Origin of the sequence: Vagococcus proximus, assembly GCF_029143285.1 — a bacterium.
Lineage (GTDB): Bacteria > Bacillota > Bacilli > Lactobacillales > Vagococcaceae > Vagococcus_D > Vagococcus_D proximus.
Map to the genome: position 1 here is coordinate 63,489 of NZ_JAPDSH010000001.1, position 18,713 is coordinate 82,201.

17 protein-coding genes are annotated in these 18,713 nt (G+C 34.7%); 13 read left to right on the forward strand and 4 right to left on the reverse strand.

What is annotated here, in order from left to right; all coding sequences use genetic code 11:
* The first annotated feature begins 102 nt into the window (after nt 1-102).
* From murA to OL233_RS00360, 4 genes are all read left to right on the forward strand, one after another.
* Complete coding sequence (murA, locus tag OL233_RS00345; protein WP_275470395.1) at nt 103-1,365, forward strand: UDP-N-acetylglucosamine 1-carboxyvinyltransferase; 1,263 nt, start codon at nt 103-105, stop codon at nt 1,363-1,365.
* 3 nt (nt 1,366-1,368) lie between these two features.
* Nucleotides 1,369-2,670, forward strand: coding sequence for a transcription termination factor Rho (gene rho / locus OL233_RS00350; protein ID WP_275470396.1), 1,302 nt, complete (start codon nt 1,369-1,371; stop codon nt 2,668-2,670).
* A gap of 97 nt (nt 2,671-2,767) precedes the next feature.
* Nucleotides 2,768-3,031: a type B 50S ribosomal protein L31 gene (locus tag OL233_RS00355; RefSeq protein ID WP_126831085.1), complete on the forward strand. Its 264-nt coding sequence runs from the start codon at nt 2,768-2,770 to the stop codon at nt 3,029-3,031.
* A gap of 123 nt (nt 3,032-3,154) precedes the next feature.
* On the forward strand, nt 3,155-3,655 hold the full coding sequence (locus tag OL233_RS00360; protein WP_275470397.1) for a P-loop NTPase family protein: 501 nt from the start codon (nt 3,155-3,157) through the stop codon (nt 3,653-3,655).
* A gap of 38 nt (nt 3,656-3,693) precedes the next feature.
* On the opposite strand, the gene OL233_RS00365 is transcribed toward OL233_RS00360, so the two are convergent.
* A complete protein-coding gene (locus OL233_RS00365) occupies nt 3,694-4,083 on the reverse strand; it encodes a phosphate-starvation-inducible PsiE family protein (protein WP_275470398.1) in 390 nt (129 codons plus the stop codon).
* A 184-nt stretch (nt 4,084-4,267) separates the two neighbouring features.
* Between OL233_RS00365 and OL233_RS00370 the strand changes: the two genes are divergently transcribed.
* Nucleotides 4,268-6,262, forward strand: a complete 1,995-nt coding sequence (locus OL233_RS00370; RefSeq protein WP_275470399.1) for a bifunctional metallophosphatase/5'-nucleotidase — start codon at nt 4,268-4,270, stop codon at nt 6,260-6,262.
* Nucleotides 6,263-6,308: 46 nt separating this feature from the next.
* On the opposite strand, the gene OL233_RS00375 is transcribed toward OL233_RS00370, so the two are convergent.
* Nucleotides 6,309-7,136 carry a helix-turn-helix domain-containing protein gene (locus OL233_RS00375; protein ID WP_275470400.1) on the reverse strand — a complete coding sequence of 276 codons (828 nt, stop codon included), beginning with the start codon at nt 7,134-7,136 and terminating at the stop codon, nt 6,309-6,311.
* A gap of 223 nt (nt 7,137-7,359) precedes the next feature.
* Here OL233_RS00375 and OL233_RS00380 point away from each other — a divergent pair, with 223 nt between their 5' ends.
* The 4 genes from OL233_RS00380 to OL233_RS00395 all read left to right on the forward strand — a co-directional run bounded on the left by OL233_RS00380 (nt 7,360) and on the right by OL233_RS00395 (nt 12,967).
* Nucleotides 7,360-8,901 carry an MFS transporter gene (locus OL233_RS00380; RefSeq protein ID WP_275470401.1) on the forward strand — a complete coding sequence of 514 codons (1,542 nt, stop codon included), beginning with the start codon at nt 7,360-7,362 and terminating at the stop codon, nt 8,899-8,901.
* 13 nt (nt 8,902-8,914) lie between these two features.
* Nucleotides 8,915-9,301: an HsmA family protein gene (locus tag OL233_RS00385; protein ID WP_275470402.1), complete on the forward strand. Its 387-nt coding sequence runs from the start codon at nt 8,915-8,917 to the stop codon at nt 9,299-9,301.
* Between the two features lie 139 nt (nt 9,302-9,440).
* Nucleotides 9,441-11,171, forward strand: coding sequence for an ABC transporter ATP-binding protein (locus OL233_RS00390; RefSeq protein WP_275470403.1), 1,731 nt, complete (start codon nt 9,441-9,443; stop codon nt 11,169-11,171).
* Between the two features lie 14 nt (nt 11,172-11,185).
* Nucleotides 11,186-12,967 carry an ABC transporter ATP-binding protein gene (locus tag OL233_RS00395; RefSeq protein ID WP_275470404.1) on the forward strand — a complete coding sequence of 594 codons (1,782 nt, stop codon included), beginning with the start codon at nt 11,186-11,188 and terminating at the stop codon, nt 12,965-12,967.
* A gap of 41 nt (nt 12,968-13,008) precedes the next feature.
* Here the strand turns inward: OL233_RS00395 and gnd are convergent, their stop codons facing one another.
* Nucleotides 13,009-13,905: a phosphogluconate dehydrogenase (NAD(+)-dependent, decarboxylating) gene (gene gnd / locus OL233_RS00400; protein WP_275470405.1), complete on the reverse strand. Its 897-nt coding sequence runs from the start codon at nt 13,903-13,905 to the stop codon at nt 13,009-13,011.
* Nucleotides 13,906-14,072: 167 nt separating this feature from the next.
* On the opposite strand from gnd, the gene OL233_RS00405 reads away from it, so the two are divergent.
* The 4 genes from OL233_RS00405 to OL233_RS00420 all read left to right on the forward strand — a co-directional run bounded on the left by OL233_RS00405 (nt 14,073) and on the right by OL233_RS00420 (nt 17,738).
* Nucleotides 14,073-14,924 (forward strand): MurR/RpiR family transcriptional regulator, encoded by an 852-nt coding sequence (locus OL233_RS00405; RefSeq protein ID WP_275470406.1) that lies wholly within the window; start codon nt 14,073-14,075, stop codon nt 14,922-14,924.
* A gap of 106 nt (nt 14,925-15,030) precedes the next feature.
* On the forward strand, nt 15,031-15,774 hold the full coding sequence (locus OL233_RS00410; RefSeq protein WP_275470407.1) for a threonine/serine exporter family protein: 744 nt from the start codon (nt 15,031-15,033) through the stop codon (nt 15,772-15,774).
* Nucleotides 15,775-15,781: 7 nt separating this feature from the next.
* Complete coding sequence (locus OL233_RS00415) at nt 15,782-16,255, forward strand: threonine/serine exporter family protein (protein WP_275470408.1); 474 nt, start codon at nt 15,782-15,784, stop codon at nt 16,253-16,255.
* Between the two features lie 217 nt (nt 16,256-16,472).
* Nucleotides 16,473-17,738 (forward strand): YeeE/YedE family protein, encoded by a 1,266-nt coding sequence (locus OL233_RS00420; RefSeq protein WP_275470409.1) that lies wholly within the window; start codon nt 16,473-16,475, stop codon nt 17,736-17,738.
* A 17-nt stretch (nt 17,739-17,755) separates the two neighbouring features.
* Here the strand turns inward: OL233_RS00420 and OL233_RS00425 are convergent, their stop codons facing one another.
* Nucleotides 17,756-18,670 carry a LysR family transcriptional regulator gene (locus tag OL233_RS00425; protein ID WP_275470410.1) on the reverse strand — a complete coding sequence of 305 codons (915 nt, stop codon included), beginning with the start codon at nt 18,668-18,670 and terminating at the stop codon, nt 17,756-17,758.
* Nucleotides 18,671-18,713: the final 43 nt, after the last annotated feature.

The window sequence follows — 18,713 nt, forward strand, 5'->3', positions numbered from 1 at the left end:
ACTTTTTTATAATCAAAAACTGTGATAAAATAAGTAAGATTGAAGTAAAAAAATTACTAATGAAAAATAACTGCTCAGCAGTTTTAAGGAATGTGAGAAAATATGAAAAAATTTGTTATTAACGGGGGAAATCCTCTAAAAGGTGAAGTGACAATCAACGGAGCGAAAAACAGTGCGGTGGCTTTAATTCCTGCAGCTATCTTAGCGGACTCTCCTGTGACATTAGATGGTATGCCAGATATCAGTGATGTCCATTCATTAAAAGAAATTCTTGAAATTATGGGTGTTAAAGTAACATTAAAAGATAATCAAATGGTAATTGATCCAACAGGTATGGTTTCAGTACCAATGCCAAGTGGTAAAATCAGCAGTTTAAGAGCATCATATTACTTTATGGGTGCTTTATTAGGTAAATTTGGCGAAGGTGTTGTAGGACTTCCTGGAGGCTGTTTCTTAGGACCTCGTCCAATCGACTTACACATTAAAGGATTTGAAGCATTAGGTGCAGATGTTAAAACTGAACACGGTGCAACTTATTTAGATGCCACTAAAGAAGGGCTTCAAGGAGCACGTATTTTCATGGATGTTGTTTCTATTGGCGCAACAATCAATGTGATGTTAGCAGCTGTTAAAGCTGAAGGACGTACAATTATTGAAAATGCAGCAAAAGAACCTGAAATTATTGATGTAGCGACATTACTAAATAATATGGGTGCTAAAATCCGTGGCGCAGGAACTGATGAAATCAGAATTGATGGTGTTAAAGAATTACATGGTTGTCGTCATACTATTATTCCTGATCGTATTGAAGCAGGAACTTATATTTCAATGGCTGCAGCAGCTGGTGAAGGTGTTTTAGTTAAAAATGTTATTCACGAACATATTGAAAGTTTTATTTCAAAATTGGAAGAGATGGGTGTTGAACTTGAAATTGGAGAAGATTCAATCTTCGTTCATCCTATTAAGGAACTAAAAGGAACAAGTATCAAAACACAACCTTATCCAGGTTTTGCAACTGATTTACAACAACCGTTAACACCACTTATGTTATTAGCTAAAGGCGAAAGTACATTAGTTGATACGATTTACCAAAAACGTGTTAATCATATTCCTGAATTAGCTCGTATGGGTGCAGATGCTCGTGTTGAAGGTAATTTAATAATCCTTGAAGGACCAAATAAATTACAGGGTGCAGAAGTTGCCGCAAGTGATCTACGTGCTGGAGCATGTTTAGTTACAGCTGGACTTATTGCCGAGGGTGAAACAAAAGTAACAAATGTAGAACATATCTTAAGAGGGTATGATTCAATTATTGAGAAATTAACAACTTTAGGTGCCGACATTCGAATGATTGAAGAGGACTAACCTATGATAAAAAGTGCTAAAGATTATTTAACAATGGGGGAACTTGAAACAAAAACCCTAAAAGAATTGTATACTTACGCTAAAGACTTTAAGATTCCTTATTATAGTCAAATGAATAAGAAAGAATTATCCTTAGCCGTCATTAGAGCCCAAGCTGAAAAGCAAGGGTTCTTTATGATGGAAGGGGTTTTAGATGTTGTATCTCAAGAAGGGTATGGTTTTTTAAGACCGATTAATTATTCTTCTAGTCAAGAAGACATCTATATCTCATCTTCTCAGATTCGTCGTTTTGACCTGAGAAATGGGGATAAAGTAGCAGGGAAAGCTAGACCGCCTAAAGAATCAGAGCGTTATTATGGGCTGATGCATGTTGAGTCTGTTAATGGTAAAAATCCGGATGAAGCAAAGCAACGTCCACATTTTCCAGCACTAACAGCTCTTTATCCTAATAAGCAATTGAAGCTGGAAACAACTAAAGGTCGTTTAAGTACGCGAATGATTGATTGCTTTGCGCCAGTTGGTTTTGGTCAACGTGGTTTGATTGTAGCACCGCCAAAAGCAGGTAAAACATCAATTATTAAAGAAATTGCTAATGGTATTACAGAAAATCATCCAGAAGTAGAATTGATTGTTTTATTAATCGATGAACGGCCTGAAGAAGTAACAGATATTGAACGTAGCGTAAAAGCTGATGTTGTATCATCAACTTTTGATTTACAACCTCAAAACCATACACGTGTGGCTGAGTTAGTTTTAGAGCGTGCAATGCGTCTTGTAGAAGATAAACGTGATGTTGTTATTTTAATGGATAGTATTACTCGGTTAGCGAGAGCTTATAACTTAGTCGTTCCGCCAAGTGGTAGAACATTAAGTGGAGGTATTGATCCTGCCGCTTTATTTAAGCCTAAACGGTTCTTCGGTGCGGCTCGTAATATTGAAGAAGGTGGAAGTTTAACTATTTTAGCAACTGCTTTAGTTGATACGGGTAGCCGTATGGATGATGTGATTTATGAAGAGTTTAAAGGAACTGGTAATATGGAATTACACCTTTCTCGTGAATTAGCAGAGCGACGTATTTTCCCAGCAGTTGATGTGAAACGTTCTGGCACACGTAAGGAAGATTTATTATTGTCTGAGGCAGAATTGGAAGAAGTTTGGCACCTAAGACGCCATATGAAAGGTGATTCGTTAGAGTATACAGATCAATTACTTAATTTCTTACGCAGAACAGATAATAATAAACAATTATTTGAAGCGTTTAGATCAGTAAAGTCAAAAGACAAACCAGCTAAAACTAAAAAATAGATTGTCACACTTATACAAATGTGTTATCATATTAGTGTTATAAACATAAAAACAACTCTGATTCAGCAAATGACTCAGGGCAAAGGAGAGCTTAATTATGAAAGAAAATATCCATCCTAATTATGTGCCTGTAGTATTTATGGATTCAACTACTGGATTCAAATTCTTATCAGGTTCAACAAAAACATCAGAAGAAACTGTTGAATGGGAAGATGGTAACACATACCCATTAATCCGTATGGAAATCAGTTCTGACTCACACCCATTCTACACTGGACGTCAAAAATTCACTCAAGCAGATGGTCGTGTGGATCGTTTCAACAAAAAATATGGTCTTAAAGACGAAAACGCTGCTGAATAATTTTATCTCTGATAAAACTATTAAACTCAACGTTTACAAGAGTTCATCCTTTGTGGTGAGCTCTTTTTTATTATGTATAAAAAAATAAATTCATTTAATAAGCTAATAAATTGGAGGGTGTGTATGAGTACATTAGTTATTTTAAGAGGAAATTCTCGTAGTGGAAAAACAACCACTGCTAAATTAATACAAGATTCTTTCCCTAGGGGAAAAGTTATGGTTATTTCTCAGGATGAAATTCGCTTAAGAATGCTAAATGTTAAGGATAGAAAAGAAAATCCTACAGCTTCATTAATCAAGCATATTGCGGAATTTGGTAAAGGGTGTGCTGATATTGTATTGATAGAAGGAATATTAGGGAATAAAATTTATAGAGAAATATTTCTAGAGTTATCTAAATTTTTTGATGAAAATGTTTTGATATATTATTATGATATACCTTTTGAAGAAACTTTAAATCGTCATAGTAATAGTGGAAAATCAAATTTATTTGGCAAGGATAGAATTAAGTCATGGTGGTTAGATAAAGATTATCTAGGATTACCAGGTGAAGTATTATTAACCAGTGAATTAAAACAAGAAGATGTGGTTAGCCTTATAGTAAATGATCTGACACATCAATAGTTACATAAAAAAACTCTCTCACAATTTGTGGGAGAGTTTTATTTGTTAAATCGTTTGAGTAGGACAATAGAACCTACCAACACTAAAATTGCAATGGCTGTTAAAAGCGTATCCAGTGCCGAGCTAGGATTACCTATTGTATGTCTCAAGATAGACGTAATCGTAATGTAAATCAACATGTTAACAGGAATATGGTGTGATTCTTGTATATAAGTAAAGACCATAACAATGAATTCAAATAGCAAGAAAAAAAGTAAGACTTCGTCAATGACAAGTAAGGTTTCACTGTTATTTGCAATTAATTTAGCAATTGAAACAAGTTTAAGAACCATTTCAGCTGCAAGTCCTAAGGACAGGACGATTAGAAGTAAATCGATTATCGTTGTTGCGGTTGATACTATTGTTTTAGTAAGTTTTGAATTTTGCATAAAAGCTCCTTTAATTAACTAATACTTAAATTTTACAGATAATGAGTGTTATTATCAAATTTAAAGTTTGTGAAATATGATTTTAAAATTAATTAAAGTAAAAAGTACGAAAACTCTTGAATGAAAACGCATACAATGTTAAAGTGAAATAGCTTTAAATATCTAATAAAGGGGTCCTGGATTTATGAAACATTGGAAAGTACTATCAAGTCAAGTGGTATTAGCAGCAGTTTTAGGTGTAGGAATGACCGGTTTAGGAACAAAAGTTGAAGCAGCAGAAAATACTATTCCAATCCAAATGTTAGGATTGAATGATTTTCATGGCGCTATTGATGCGACATCTACAGCATTCATAGAGGATGAGAAATATGAAGATGTCGGACGAGTAGCTAACTTAGCTGTCCATTTAAATGAAGCAGAGGCTGAATTTAAGAAAGGCAATGATAAAGCTGAAACAGTTCGATTACAAGCAGGTGATATGGTCGGGGCAAGTCCAGCGAATTCAGCATTATTACAAGATGAGCCAACTGTCAGAGCTTTTGATGCAATGAATTTTACAATAGGGACACTAGGAAATCATGAGTTTGATGAAGGTCTCAAAGAATTTAAACGAATCATAGATGGAAAAGCGCCAGTTAGAGAAGATTTTGGTGAAAATATGGATGACAAACTTTGGGATGTGGTGGCTAACTATCCGAGAGAGGCTTCAAAACAAGAAATTGTTGTCGCAAATATTGAAAACAAAACAGATGGTGATCATGGCAAGAAAGGTGAAATTCCTTATGGTTTTAAACCTTACACGATTAAAACATACGGTGAAGGTGATGAGGCAGTTAAAGTAGCTTATTTAGGAATTGTGACTTCTGAATTCCCTAATTTAGTACTAGCTCAGCATACTCAAGATTATAAAGTGTTAGATGAAGCTGAAACAATGGCTAAATACTCAAAAGAGTTACGAGAAAAAGAAGGTGTTAATGCGATTGTTGTCGTGTCACACATAGCAGCGACAAGTAATAAAGGTGAGGTTCAAGGCGAGATTGTTGATATCATGTCTAATGTGGATAAATTAGATCCAGAAAATAGTATTGACGTTGTATTCGCGGGTCATAATCATCAATTTACCAACGGTGTGATTAAAGGAAAAAATGATGTAAGGATTGTTCAGAGTACCTCACAAGGAAAAGCGTATATTGACTTGCGTGGTGAATTAGACCCTGAGACAAAAGATTTTGCAAAGACACCAGAAGCAGAAATCAAGCCGACGACAGATGTTGATGAAGAGAAACAGGACAAAGACGTTCAAGCTATTGTGACAGAAGCTAATGACTTAATAAAACCTATCACAGAAGCTAAAGTAGTTTCTGCTGATACTGAAACGTTAACAAAAGATGCTGAAGGCCGTCAGGTGATTACAAAGGATTATAATGCACACAGTGAGTCTCCACTGGGTAATTTAATAACAGATGCGCAATTATATATGGCAAATAATGAAGAATTAAAAGATGAGAATGGTAAGGTCGTTAAAGCAGACTTTGCTCTTACTAACAACGGTGGAATACGTGCTGATTTAATCGCAGACAAAGAAGGGAACTTCACTTGGGGGGCTATTCAAACGGTTCAACCATTTGGGAATATCTTACAAGTTGTTGAAATTAGCGGTAAAGATTTACGAAGTGCATTGAACGAACAACACAAAAATGGAAAGTTACATTATTTCTTACAAATTTCAGGATTAAACTATACTTACTCTGGTGTAGGCGATGATTTTGAAGTTATTGATATAACTGATAAAGATGGTCACGCTATTAAAGATGATAAAAATTATAACATCATTATTAATGACTTCTTGTTTGGTGGTGGTGATGGCTTTAAGAGTTTCACAAAAGGAAAACTTTTAACAGCGATGGATACAGATACGTCGATCTTTGTTAATTACTTCAAAAAACTAGAAGCAGATGGTGAAAAGGTAAAAGCGCCTGAAGTAGGACGAAAAGTAGAAGTAAAAGCGGATAAAAAAGATAAAGCTAAAGATGAAAAAGAAGCGACTTCTGAAACTAAAGAAGAACAAGATTCAGAAGTTAAAAAAGATATAAAATCTAATAAAGGAATTATCGGGGCTGTTGCGGTAGTTATTATTGGAGCGATTGTTTATTTCATGCAAAAAGGTAAAAAAGAATAGAAGTTGTAAAAAATAAAAAACGTCGAAGAGAACTCTTCGGCGTTTTTTATTTTTTTTCGACTTCAGAAGGAGAGATGCCGTAATGTTTTTTAAACAATTTACTAAAGTGATAAGCATCTTGATAGCCAACACTTTCCGCAACCTCTTTTACTGTAATATTTTGATTTTGAAGAAGTAATTTAGCGCGATTTAGTCTGATTTTGATTAAATAATTTATAGGGGAGTCGCCAGTTTCTTCTTTGAAGACTTTAGAAATATAGGTAGAACTTATGTACATTAAATCAGAAAGGCGGTCTAGACTAATATCTTCGGTATGGTGTGTTTCAAGATAATAAATAATATTATTCACAATACTTTGTTTTTCTTTATCAGATTCTTTTTCATTTAAAATCGTGTCATCAAGTAGAGCACTTTTATCACTTCTTAGGATAAGGACAATAATTTCCATAACTAACGTTTTAATAAGCGCTTCATAGCCAATTGATCGAGTATTTTTTTCTTCAATTATTTTCCAACACAGATTAAAAAAGTCATGCTGTTTTTCACCTAAATTAATGATAGGTGAATTAAAAGGGAAATGGTCTCTTTTGTAACCTTCAAGTGAGATATTTTTAATTCCGATATGCATTTGATGACTAGTTGTATTAGCCAATTGATTATCTTGGTGTTGTTTTCCGGGATTAAAAAGCATCACGGTTCCAGCTGTTGCAGTCACTATTTCATTTTCAACGATGTAGTGAGCCTGTCCCTCTAAGACGATTGAGATTTCAGGAAAGTTATGTGCGTGCATGCGCCCCTGACTTTCTTCGGTTCCCCAACAATCAAATGCATAAAGTATTTCTGGATTGAATGTTTTACTATCTATTTGTAGCATTTTCTTAACCCCTAGCATTTTAATTTACTAGTCTATTGTACCTTATTTTAAAAGTAAATGTAGCGGTTACATCCTATGTTTTGTAGTATTTTGTCATAGTGACAGATAATTTAGTCAAAGTACCTAAGAGATTTAGCTGTTGACATAGTGACACTGTGTCACTATAATAAATAACAGTTAGGTGACACTGTGTCACTATTAAAAAAAGAAAGAGATGAGAGGAATGGAACACGTAGCGAAAAAAGACACGACTAAATTAGCAATGATGGTTTTAGTGTTAGGTGTATTTATGTCAGCGTTAGATAACGGCATTATTTCTGCGGCGTTAACAACAATAAATTCATCGTTTAATGTTTCTGAAGTTCAGGGATCATGGGGAATTACGTTATATACATTAGGGATGGCGATATCAACTCCTATTATTGGAAAGTTAGCAGATAGATATGGTCGTAAGAAATTATTTATGATTGAAATTTCAGTCTTTGCTTTAGGATCACTTTTAGTGGCTTTAAGTCCAACCTTCACTTTATTTTTAGCAGCCCGTTTTATACAAGCACTGGGTGGAGGCGGAATTTTTATCATTGCAAGTTCGTTTGTTTTAACAGTATTTCCTAAAGAAAAACAAGGTGGCTTATTGGGAATGCTCGGAGCAGTTAATGGGATTGCTTCTGTCGTTGGTCCAAATGTAGGGAGTCTAGTTCTTAATATGACTGGAAAGTGGCACTGGTTATTTTTAATTAATTTACCAATTGCCATTATTATTATTGTGACAGGTTTAATGTGGATACCAGAAACGAAAATTAACGTTATGAAACGTACAGATTATTGGGGTACGGTGTTATTAAGTTTGGGAATTTTAAGTTTCATGTTAGCTATTACAAATCTTCAACAAAGTGATTTATTAGGGAGTTTATTAAGCACTAAAGTTTTAGGTTTCTTAGTTTTAGGTGTTGTTTTATTTGTTGGATTATTCTTACTTGAAAAGGCGAATGAATCAAAAGACGTAGATGCGATATTAGCTTATCATTTACTAACAAATCGTAATTTTATGCTGACTCTTTTAATGGGGCTATTAACAGGAACCTTAATTGCGATTTTTGTTTATATTCCTAGTTATGTGGAACATCGCTTAGGCATTTCAGCGAACCAAGCAGGTGTTTATATGTCCGGAATTGGACTTGCTTCAATCGTCGGTGCTGGTAGTGGTGGACGCTTCGTAGATAAGAAAGGGGCTCGACAAACTATTTTAATTGCGAGTTTGATTTCTTTTGTTGGATTTGGAAGTATGGCTTTCTTTAGCACGTCAACAACGAGTTTCCTAGTAACATCATCAGTGACAGGTCTCGGTTTTGGTATGTTAATGGGAGCTCCTCTGTCTGTTCTAGCTTCAGAAGCAGCAGGAGAAGAAAAAGGGTCTGCATTAGGGACCTTATCAGTAAGCAGACAAGTTGGGTTAACAATAGCTCCGACTTTATATGCAGCCTTGATTCAAAATGGTTTTGAACCTTTATTACCAAAAATTAAACAAACTGTTTCAACAGAATATGTAGCGGATAAACTAAGTGATTTAAATACCTCATCAGTTGAATCTATGTTATTAGGAATTAAAGAGGTGCCAAATGGTCCAGAAAAATCTCAAATGTTAGACATTTTTTATCATACAGCACACACAGCTTATCAACACATGTTTTTGATGAGTTCTATAGCATCGGCTTTAATTTTAGTCTTTGCCTTATTATTAAAACAAAAAAAGAAAACAAATTAAAAGGAGTATAGACATGAGTACAGAATTAATATTAGCAAGCGGTGCAATGATGATTGCCCTAGTTTTATACAGTATCGGAGTTTTTGGGGAAAAATTAAGTGGAACAATTCAATTTAAACATTTAGTCTTTTTCTTTGGTGGGTTGATATTTGACACAACAGGAACAACGTTGATGAATCAAATCGCAAAAGGTAATGGTGGCTCACAATTTGGATTACACCAATTAACAGGAGGAGCGGCTCTTATTCTAATGGGATTCCATTTTATCTGGGCAATTTGGGTGTATAAAAAAGGCAGTGACGAAGCAAAAGAAAAATTCCATAAATTCAGTATCGGTGTTTGGACATTATGGGTGATCTCATTTGTGTTAGGTATGCTTGTAGGCATGGGAGTTTTATAAGAGGTAGGATGAGACGTAGATAATTTATCTACGTCTTTTTTTATTAAACACTATTCTCCATCACTCTAAACAAAATAATACATTCAATTGTGACTGAGAATGACTTAATCTAAAGCAAGTAATAAAAGGAGGTTTCATTATGAATAATTTTCAATGGATTTGGAGTTATATGAAAAAAGATGTTGTGAAGATCATTACTGCTATTATTTTATTAATTATTAGTTCGTTACTTATTATTATTAATCCACTTTTGAGTGGTCGAATTATTGATGATGTTTTGACAAATCAGGAAACAGGTTTACTTGTTCCTATTTTACTAGGGATGATAGTTGTTACAGTGCTACGTTCGATTTTACGTTACCTGTATCAAATAACGTTTGAGAGGATTGGTCAAAACGTTATTTTTGAAGTTCGTGAAGATATGTTTTTGAAACTTCAAGAACTTGATTTTGATTTCTTCAATCATACTCGTGTTGGTGATATTATGGCTCGTATGACAGGAGATACAGAGGCGATCAGACATTTTGTCTGTTGGGTAACCTATAATATTTTAGAGTGTATTTTCTGGTTCTTAGCGGCTGTTATTGTGATGGGAACAATTAGTTGGAAGCTAATGCTATGTTTAGTAGCAATAACGCCTTTAATTTTCATTTTAACGCAAAAAATGTCAAAAGAGGCTCACCCTGTATTCTTTAAAATTAGAGAAAGCTTCTCTAAGCTAAATTCAATGGTAGAAGAAAATATCAGTGGTAATCGTGTAGTTAAGGCTTTCTCAAGAGAAGCTTATGAAATAGAAAAATTTAATGAACGCAATGAAGATTATAAAAAGCGTAATATGGATTCTGCGAAAGTTTCTAAAAAGTATTTGCCATGGTTAGATGGCTTTGCTGGTAGTTTGAATTTAATTGCTTTAGTAGTGGGTGGCATATTTGTTATTCAAGGAAGTATGACAATAGGGGATTTAGTAGCTTTTAATGGTTTTTTATGGATGCTTAATATGCCTATGCGTATGAGTGGATGGCTGATTAATGACACTCAACGTTTCCAAGCGTCATGTATTAAAATTAGAGAAATGATTACTACTGAATCAAGTATTACAGTTGAAACAGAAAAAGATACGAAGATTATGCAGGGGTATGTTGATTTTGATGATGTAAGTTTTCATTTTTCAGATGATCCAGATAATTTTGTTTTGGAAAATATTTCATTTTCAGCTAAACCTGGTCAGACAGTGGGGATATTAGGTGAAACAGGTTCAGGTAAGACAACGTTAGTCAATCTCATTGCTCGTTTTTATGATCCGACTTCAGGTCAGGTATTGATAGATGGAATCAATGCAACAGAATGGCCTATTCGTAATTTACGTGAACACATCGCGATGGTTATGCAAGATGTTTTCTTATTTTCAAATACAATAGAAGAAAACATAGCATTTGGAAATCCGTATGTAGATGCTAGTTATATCAGACGTGTCGCTGAGATTGCTGATGCGAATGCTTTTATTGAGCGTATGCCAGAAGGCTACGGTACGATTGTTGGCGAACGTGGTGTAGGGTTGTCAGGTGGTCAAAAGCAACGTATTTCGTTAGCGAGAGCACTAGCTAAGGACCCATCTATTTTGATTCTAGATGATACAACATCAGCAGTAGATATGGAAACGGAAACTAAGATTCAAACAGAATTAAATAAAATAACTCAAGATAAAACAACATTTATTATTGCACACCGTATTTCATCAGTAAGAGAAGCTGATTTAATTTTATTGCTTGAAAAAGGGCGTGTTGTAGAGCAAGGGACTCACCAAGAACTGGTTGAAAAAGGTGGCGAATACTTCAAAGTCTATCAAAAACAATTGGGTGAAGAGGTTTAGAAAGGAGGAGTACTATGGCTAGAAATACCTATGATAAAGATGAAGAGTTACTTCAGGAATTTAACTGGAGCTATTATAAACGTTTAGGAGTTTACATTGTTCCTTATAAAAAAGCGTTATTAAAAACGCTGGCTGTCATTATTTTTGCAAATATTGCAGGAATGATTGGTCCGTATTTTACGAAGTTAGCAATCGATGAAGCTATTCCGAATAAAGATATTAAGCAGTTGATGGTATTAGGTATTATCTTTTTACTATCACTTATTGCGATTGGTATGAGTATGAGGTATCGTATTCAGTCTATTACTGAAATCGGGCAAGATGTGTTAAAAGATATGCGTTCTTCTATTTTTGTTCATTTACAAAAATTACCCTTTTCTTATTTTGATAATCGTCCACACGGTAAAATATTAATTAGGGTCGTTAACTATATTAATACGTTGAGTGATTTATTGAGTAACGGATTGATTAATTTAATATCTGATATATTTAGTGTCATTATTACATTAGTTGTGATGTTTATGATTGATGTTAAGTTAACATTATACAGTTTGATTTTGTTACCAGTTTTATTTGTTCTTGTGATGTTTATAAAAAAACTTCAACGTAAAGCGTATCAAGAATTGAGTAATAAACAATCAAATATGAATGCGTACATCCATGAAAGTATTTCAGGTATTAAGGTTACACAATCATTTGCGAGAGAAGAAGAAAGTTTTGAGAATTTTTCTAAGATAAGTAATGCTTACCGTGATTCATACATGAAGGCTGTAAAAGTTCAATTTTTATTATGGCCAGCTGTTCAAAATATTTCAGTGATAACAACGAGTTTAATTTATTTTGTAGGAATTCGTGGATTAGGTGTGGATGTTTCAACAGGAACATTAATTGCATTTATTGGTTATATTAATAATTTTTGGAACCCTGTTATCAACATTGGGAATTTCTATAACTCATTAATTACTGCTACAGCTTATCTAGAGCGTATATTTGAAACAATGGATGTTGAACCTGATATTAAAGATTTACCTGGGGCGATTGAAATGCCTGAAATTAAGGGGAAAGTGACATTTGAAGATGTGGTGTTCCGTTACGAAGAGGGACGTAATATTTTAGATGGGATTAATTTTACAGTTAATCCTGGTGAGAGTATTGCTTTAGTAGGCCCGACGGGTGCAGGGAAAACAACTGTTATTAATTTATTAAGTCGATTCTATGATGTAAATGAAGGTGAAGTAAAAGTTGATGATATCAATGTTCGTGATGTGACATTAGAGTCATTAAGAACTCAAATGGGTGTTATGCTTCAAGATACCTTTGTTTTTTCAGGAACAATTTTGGAAAACATTAGATATGGTAAACTGGATGCCTCAGAGGAAGAAGTTATGGAAGCCGCAAAAGTAGTAAGAGCCCATGATTTTATCAAAGATTTAAAAGATGGCTACCACACTGTGGTAGAAGAAAGAGGAAGTACTCTATCAGCAGGGCAACGTCAGCTTATTTCATTTGCTAGAGCACTTCTTGCTGATCCTAAGATTTTAATTTTAGATGAAGCAACATCAAGTATTGATACGAAAACAGAAGAGCTGTTACAAATTGGGTTACAACAGCTTTTAAAAGGAAGAACATCATTCATTATTGCCCATAGATTATCAACAATCAAAAATAGTGATAAGATATTCTATATTGATGGAGGAAAAGTGGCTGAAGCAGGTAATCATGATGCTTTAATGGCAGAAAGAGGGCTATACCATCACTTGTACCAATCACAATATGACTTACTGAAAGTCGATTAAAAAAGGAAGGACGTTTAAACGTCCTTCCTTTTTTCTGTGTCCTATTTCTTTTCAACAGCATGACCACCGAAGCCATTACGTAAAGCAGCTACGACTTTACCTGTAAATGTATCGTCGTATAATGAGCGATTACGCATCATTAATGATAAAGCAATAACAGGCGTAGGGATTTGATAATCTAAAGCTGTTTCGATTGTCCATTTTCCTTCACCAGAGGCGTGCATGACACCTTTGATATTGTCTAATTTAGCATCTTCTTGGAAAGCTTCTTCAGCTAATTCCATTAACCATGATCGGATAACTGAGCCGTTATTCCAAACTTTTGCAACAGCTTCTAAATCATAATCAAAAGGTCCGCCTTCTAAAACATCAAAGCCTTCAGCGATGGCTTGCATCATACCGTATTCGATACCGTTATGAACCATTTTTAAGAAGTGACCACTGCCGACTTCTCCTGTATACATGTAGCCATTCTCGATTGCAATACTATCAAATAGAGGTTCAATTTCTTTAAAGACATTTTTATCGCCACCAATCATCAGACAAGCCCCGTTATTAGCGCCGCTTGTTCCACCACTTGTCCCACAATCAAAGAAGAAAATACCTTTTTCTTTTAAGTCGATACCGTGTTGTTGAGAAACTTTGTAGTTAGAATTACCACCGTCAATAATGATATCTCCTGGAGTTAATAGAGTGCTTAATTGATCTAGTACAATTTGTAACGGCTCACCGTTAGGAACCATAATCCAAATGATTTTCTTTTCGGGTAGGGCATTAACAAATGCTTCTAAAGTCGCTTCAGTTTTGACACCTGCGCGTTTAGCATTTTCAAGACTGTCAGGCATAACATCTGTTCCAACTACAGTATGTCCTTGACGCGCCATATTAATTGCTAAGTTCAATCCCATTTTTCCTAAACCGATAATCCCAATATTCATAATGTGTTCACTCCTGTGAAAGTTTTATTTATTAAAGTTAGTATAAAATAAAATTTTATTTTATGCAACAACAAATAAAAGTTTTATTTTTTTAGTGACATGGTATAATCAAGAAAAGTAAAAAAGGTTTTTAAGACCTAAATAAAAAAGTCAAAGGAGTTTTCAACATGAAAAATCCCATTGAAGTAAAAATAAACACAATTTATCGTGATATAAGTCGTAAGGAGCAACAGGTTGCAGATTATATTTTAAATTTTCCCGATCAAATTATTCATCAATCGATTGGTGATTTATCTAGGCAACTGGGGATGGCAGAATCAACTGTCTTCCGTTTTTGTCAGCGGTTAGGCTATAAAGGCTATAAAGAATTTAAAATAGATTTAGCCTCAGTTGTTCAAAGTGAAAGAGCAAAAGAGCATGTTATATATGAGGGGATTACTGAAAAAGATAGCCCACGCGAAATTGCTCAAAAAGTATTTGCGTCTAACCAACAAGCCTTGCAAGATACGATTGATTTATTAGATGATAAGCAAATGACAGCAGCTGTTAATATTCTAACCCAGTCTGAAAAAGTGATTTTCTTTGGGAGTGGGGGTTCTAATGTAATTGCTTTAGATGCCTTTCATAAGTTTTTAAGAAGTCCGCTTAACGTGGGATGTAATACTGATAATCATATTCAGTTGATGGAATCGGCTCGTATGGGTGAACAAGATTGTGCGGTGATTATTTCACATTCTGGACAAAGTCAAGATAGTTTACAAATTGCTGGACTGGCTAAAAAAAATGGTGCGAAGTTAATCGTTATCACTAGTTTTTTATTGTCACCATTGGCAGAACTATCAGATTGTTGTTTGTTATCCACATCAAAAGAGATTGACTACCGACCAGAAGCTTTGGCGACACGACTCACTCAACTAAGCTTGATTGACGCATTGTATGTGAATGTGATGTACCAAAATATAGAAAAATCTGAAAAGTCATTAGAACAAATTAGAGGAGCTATTTCAATCACTAAGTAATTCTTAATATTAGATACTTTATGGTTGTCATTGCCTGTTTGCCTTGTTATGATGAATGTGAAAAAAGCTTGACCAGAGACAAGCATTTATAGAAAGGAGGCAGTTCATGGACCATAAAGAGTACTTACTTGAGACATGCGCCCTAGCAGGAAAGGTTATGCTAGAAAATGGAGCAGAGATGTACCGTGTGGAGGATACAATGAATCGTATTGCCGCATGTAAAAATGAAGTAGGGAAGAGTTTTGTGACTCAAACTGTCGTATTAATGGGGCTCGAAGGTACGCAGAAAATCCAAATGGAACGTGTAAGCGAACGTACAATTAATCTAGGTAAGGTTTCAGCTGTAAATGATTTATCACGCTTGTTATCTCGTGATTTGATTGATATAAAGGAATTAAATAAACAGTTACGTGAGCTTCAACGTGTGATGCCTCCTTTAGAGCCTGTCTTAAAAACGATTTGTGCCATTTTAATTAGTGCGAGTTTAATGATCTTACTAGGTGGGACATGGGCTGACTTTATTCCAACATGTATTGTTGGAGCAGGAGGCTATATTGCGTACTTGCTAAGTGCGAATTATTTAAGATTAAAATATGTGGATGAGTTTGTTGGTGCTTTTGTAATGGGAATTTTAGCTTTTTTAATGTTAAAAACAGGGTTTGGCCATTCGTTAGACGATATGATTATTGGCAGTATCATGCCACTTGTTCCTGGTGTGGCATTAACCAATACCGTTCGAGATTTACAGGAAGGACACATTTTATCAGGGATTTCGCGTGGTGTTGAAGCGCTAATTATAGCCTTGATGATTGGTGCCGGTATAGCGGTCGCCTTCAGTGTGATGGGGTAATCATAGTATGACAATATCAGTATTTATATTAAAATTTATTGAGCAATTTGCCCTAAGCTTTATATCTGCTGTAGGATTTGCTATTATTTTCCAAGTTCCTCGAAACAGAATTATATATAGTGGTTGGGCTGGTGCAGGTGGTTGGATGATCTATTGGTTCTGTTTATTAATCGGAATGGGTAATATTATTTCTACTTTTATTTGTGCCTTATCTATTGCGTGGATTAGTTACATTATTGCGAGAAAACTGAAAACGCCGGCTACTTTATACAACATCCCAGGAATTACATCAGTCGTTCCCGGTGGGACATCATATAAAATGACGTATAGTTTACTAATTGGGGACTATCATCAAGCTGTCGAACATGGTATTCAAGTGATTGCCTTAGCAGGAGCCATTGCAGGCGGGTTAATCTTTTTTGAAGTGGCACGACGTAATTTTAAAGAAGGCTTAGTCCCTAAAATACAAAAAAGAAGATAAAATAAGTCACGATTGTGGCTTATTTTTTTAGTGTTTTTTTGCACAAATGAAAAGGGTCTATCGACTGGATAATAGTGTTTTTTTTGCAATATGTATATTTTCTAGGTGGAATTATGAAAAAAATGTGAACTTCTTTTGAATTTTTTTATAAAAAGCTGTTCTCTTTTTCACAAAGGTGAGGTATACTTTGGTTAGAAAAAAGAAGGAGTTGTAATTTATGGAGAAGAAAGACAAAATTATCGGTTTTATTTTGTTAGCTGTGTTACTTGCAGGAGGACCTTTTGTATTAGAAACAAGCGCGTTATATTTCCGATTAGTTATTGGGTTAGCGTTAGGATACACGTTATCTAGGTCTTATACAGGATTTGCGGGTAGTGTTAACAGAGCTTACAACACAGGTTCAACAAAATTAATGAGAACATTAATGTTTATGTTTGTGATTACAGCAATTATCAATGTCGCGTTTTTATTATTTGCTCAAGATTTAACAGCTTATGATTTATCAATTAATCCAATTAATTTAGGATTAGTATTAGGTGGTATTCTATTTGGCTTTGGTATGTCATTTTCATCATGTTGTGCATCTGGTGTGTTAACAGATTTAGTGACAGATTTACCAAGAGCGGGGATTACGCTAATTTTCTTCTGTTTTGGTGTATTTATTGGTTTCCCAGTTCAAAGTACACAATCATGGATTACTGATTCATGGTTCACATCTGAAACAGGGGCTAAATTTGCTAAAGGTGTTTATTTCCCTGACTGGTTCAAATGGGATGGCTTAGATGGTTATTTAGGTGCTACTATTTTAACGGTTATTTTAGCAGCTGTCGTTATTTTCTTATCATTCCGTTATGAACAATCTCGTCGTAAAAAAAATACATACACTGGTGTGCTATCAGAACGTATGCAAGAAGTTAACGAACCAATGGATATAGAAAACTTCGAGTTAGCAAGTGACACAACATATAATAGAGTGTTTGTTAAGCCTTGGACGCTACAACAAGGTGCGTTCATCATTACAATAATTTTTGCTTTACTTATGGGCGTTACGAAAAGTGGTTGGGGTGCCTCAACACCTTATGGTTTCTGGTTTGGTAAAGTATTAACGATTTTTGGAGTATCTGCAGAGAGCTTAGCAGATTTTACCCATAAATCAGCAGATGTATACGGTGGTCCACTACTTTCGAATGGTGTCACTGTTCAAAATTTTGCAATTTTCTTAGGAACACTAGTCTTCATTCTAACATCAGGTTTATTTATGAAAACAATGCGTGCTATTCCTAGATTAACAGTCAAAGATGCAGGATTGTATGCTCTTGGTGGATTATGTATGGGATTCGGTACTCGTTTATCTAATGGGTGTAATGTTGGGGCGCTATATACACCAATTGCTCATTTTTCATTATCAGGTTGGATCTTCCTAATTACCTTAGTTGCAGGTGGAATTTTAGGAAATAAATTTGCAAAACGTCTTAATGGATAATAATAAAAATAACCATGCTAAAATTTAGCATGGTTATTTTTATCATGTTTCAGACCTTCTTTTAAAAGTAGTTTCCTAAATTTTTTGATAGGTTGAGAGGCAAGTTGGTTATTTTTCAACACGAGTGAAAAGGGATAACCGGTTGTATCCCCATTTGTAATGGCTATTTTTTCTAATTTACCTTTTTCTAAGTCTTCATTAACTGACATATGATAAAGAAAACTGATGCCTTCTCCATTTTGTACAAGCGATTTAATCAAATTAATATGACCAACCGTCGTTTGTTTAGGGAAGTCTTTGGTTGTTAAACCGTGTTTGTGAATTGCTGTACTCCAACTTCCATAAATACCTGAACCTGTTTCCCGCAAAATAATAGTTTCAGAAGTCAGGGCACTTAACGGGACTTTGGATCCAGCTAAGTGATGATTAGGGGGGCAGATACAAACAATTGGCTCATGAATAAATATATCTGATGTATAATCCTCTTTATTAAAAGGGCCAGAGACGAGCGCGATATCAATATCCCCATTATCGAGTTGTTCCAAAAGGTGGGTCGTATTATCAATTAGTAGTTTAACTTTGATTCCTTCTTGTTCTGAGAATGTTCTGACAATATCCCAAATATAAAATTCCCCAATGGTTAGACTGGCTCCTATAACGAGAGGCTTGGTATCATAGGATTGTTTAAGTTTAGCTTTAAGGGTGTTTATCTCAGTGTTTAGACCTAAAAGTTGCTCTTTTAAAAAGTGACCTTCATTTGTTAATCTTAGTTGATTTTTCTTATAATCAACTAACTTCACTTCTAAATGATTTTCTAAATACTGGATATGTTTCGTAACAGCAGGCTGACTTAGGTTAAGTTGTTGAGCAGCTTTTGTATAGTTAAGTGTTTCAGATAAAATAATAAATGTTTCATAACGATAATCAAGCATAAAAGTAATCTCCTCATGGTTAAGATAGGATAGGTTATAAATG

What these genes read in the sequence shown, in the direction of transcription:
- murA (WP_275470395.1), top strand. Translation starts at nt 103, where the DNA reads ATGAAAAAATTTGTTATTAACGGGGGAAATCCTCTAAAAGGTGAAGTG.
- rho (WP_275470396.1), top strand. Translation starts at nt 1,369, where the DNA reads ATGATAAAAAGTGCTAAAGATTATTTAACAATGGGGGAACTTGAAACA.
- OL233_RS00355 (WP_126831085.1), top strand. Translation starts at nt 2,768, where the DNA reads ATGAAAGAAAATATCCATCCTAATTATGTGCCTGTAGTATTTATGGAT.
- OL233_RS00360 (WP_275470397.1), top strand. Translation starts at nt 3,155, where the DNA reads ATGAGTACATTAGTTATTTTAAGAGGAAATTCTCGTAGTGGAAAAACA.
- OL233_RS00365 (WP_275470398.1), bottom strand. Translation starts at nt 4,083, where the DNA reads ATGCAAAATTCAAAACTTACTAAAACAATAGTATCAACCGCAACAACG.
- OL233_RS00370 (WP_275470399.1), top strand. Translation starts at nt 4,268, where the DNA reads ATGAAACATTGGAAAGTACTATCAAGTCAAGTGGTATTAGCAGCAGTT.
- OL233_RS00375 (WP_275470400.1), bottom strand. Translation starts at nt 7,136, where the DNA reads ATGCTACAAATAGATAGTAAAACATTCAATCCAGAAATACTTTATGCA.
- OL233_RS00380 (WP_275470401.1), top strand. Translation starts at nt 7,360, where the DNA reads ATGGAACACGTAGCGAAAAAAGACACGACTAAATTAGCAATGATGGTT.
- OL233_RS00385 (WP_275470402.1), top strand. Translation starts at nt 8,915, where the DNA reads ATGAGTACAGAATTAATATTAGCAAGCGGTGCAATGATGATTGCCCTA.
- OL233_RS00390 (WP_275470403.1), top strand. Translation starts at nt 9,441, where the DNA reads ATGAATAATTTTCAATGGATTTGGAGTTATATGAAAAAAGATGTTGTG.
- OL233_RS00395 (WP_275470404.1), top strand. Translation starts at nt 11,186, where the DNA reads ATGGCTAGAAATACCTATGATAAAGATGAAGAGTTACTTCAGGAATTT.
- gnd (WP_275470405.1), bottom strand. Translation starts at nt 13,905, where the DNA reads ATGAATATTGGGATTATCGGTTTAGGAAAAATGGGATTGAACTTAGCA.
- OL233_RS00405 (WP_275470406.1), top strand. Translation starts at nt 14,073, where the DNA reads ATGAAAAATCCCATTGAAGTAAAAATAAACACAATTTATCGTGATATA.
- OL233_RS00410 (WP_275470407.1), top strand. Translation starts at nt 15,031, where the DNA reads ATGGACCATAAAGAGTACTTACTTGAGACATGCGCCCTAGCAGGAAAG.
- OL233_RS00415 (WP_275470408.1), top strand. Translation starts at nt 15,782, where the DNA reads ATGACAATATCAGTATTTATATTAAAATTTATTGAGCAATTTGCCCTA.
- OL233_RS00420 (WP_275470409.1), top strand. Translation starts at nt 16,473, where the DNA reads ATGGAGAAGAAAGACAAAATTATCGGTTTTATTTTGTTAGCTGTGTTA.
- OL233_RS00425 (WP_275470410.1), bottom strand. Translation starts at nt 18,670, where the DNA reads ATGCTTGATTATCGTTATGAAACATTTATTATTTTATCTGAAACACTT.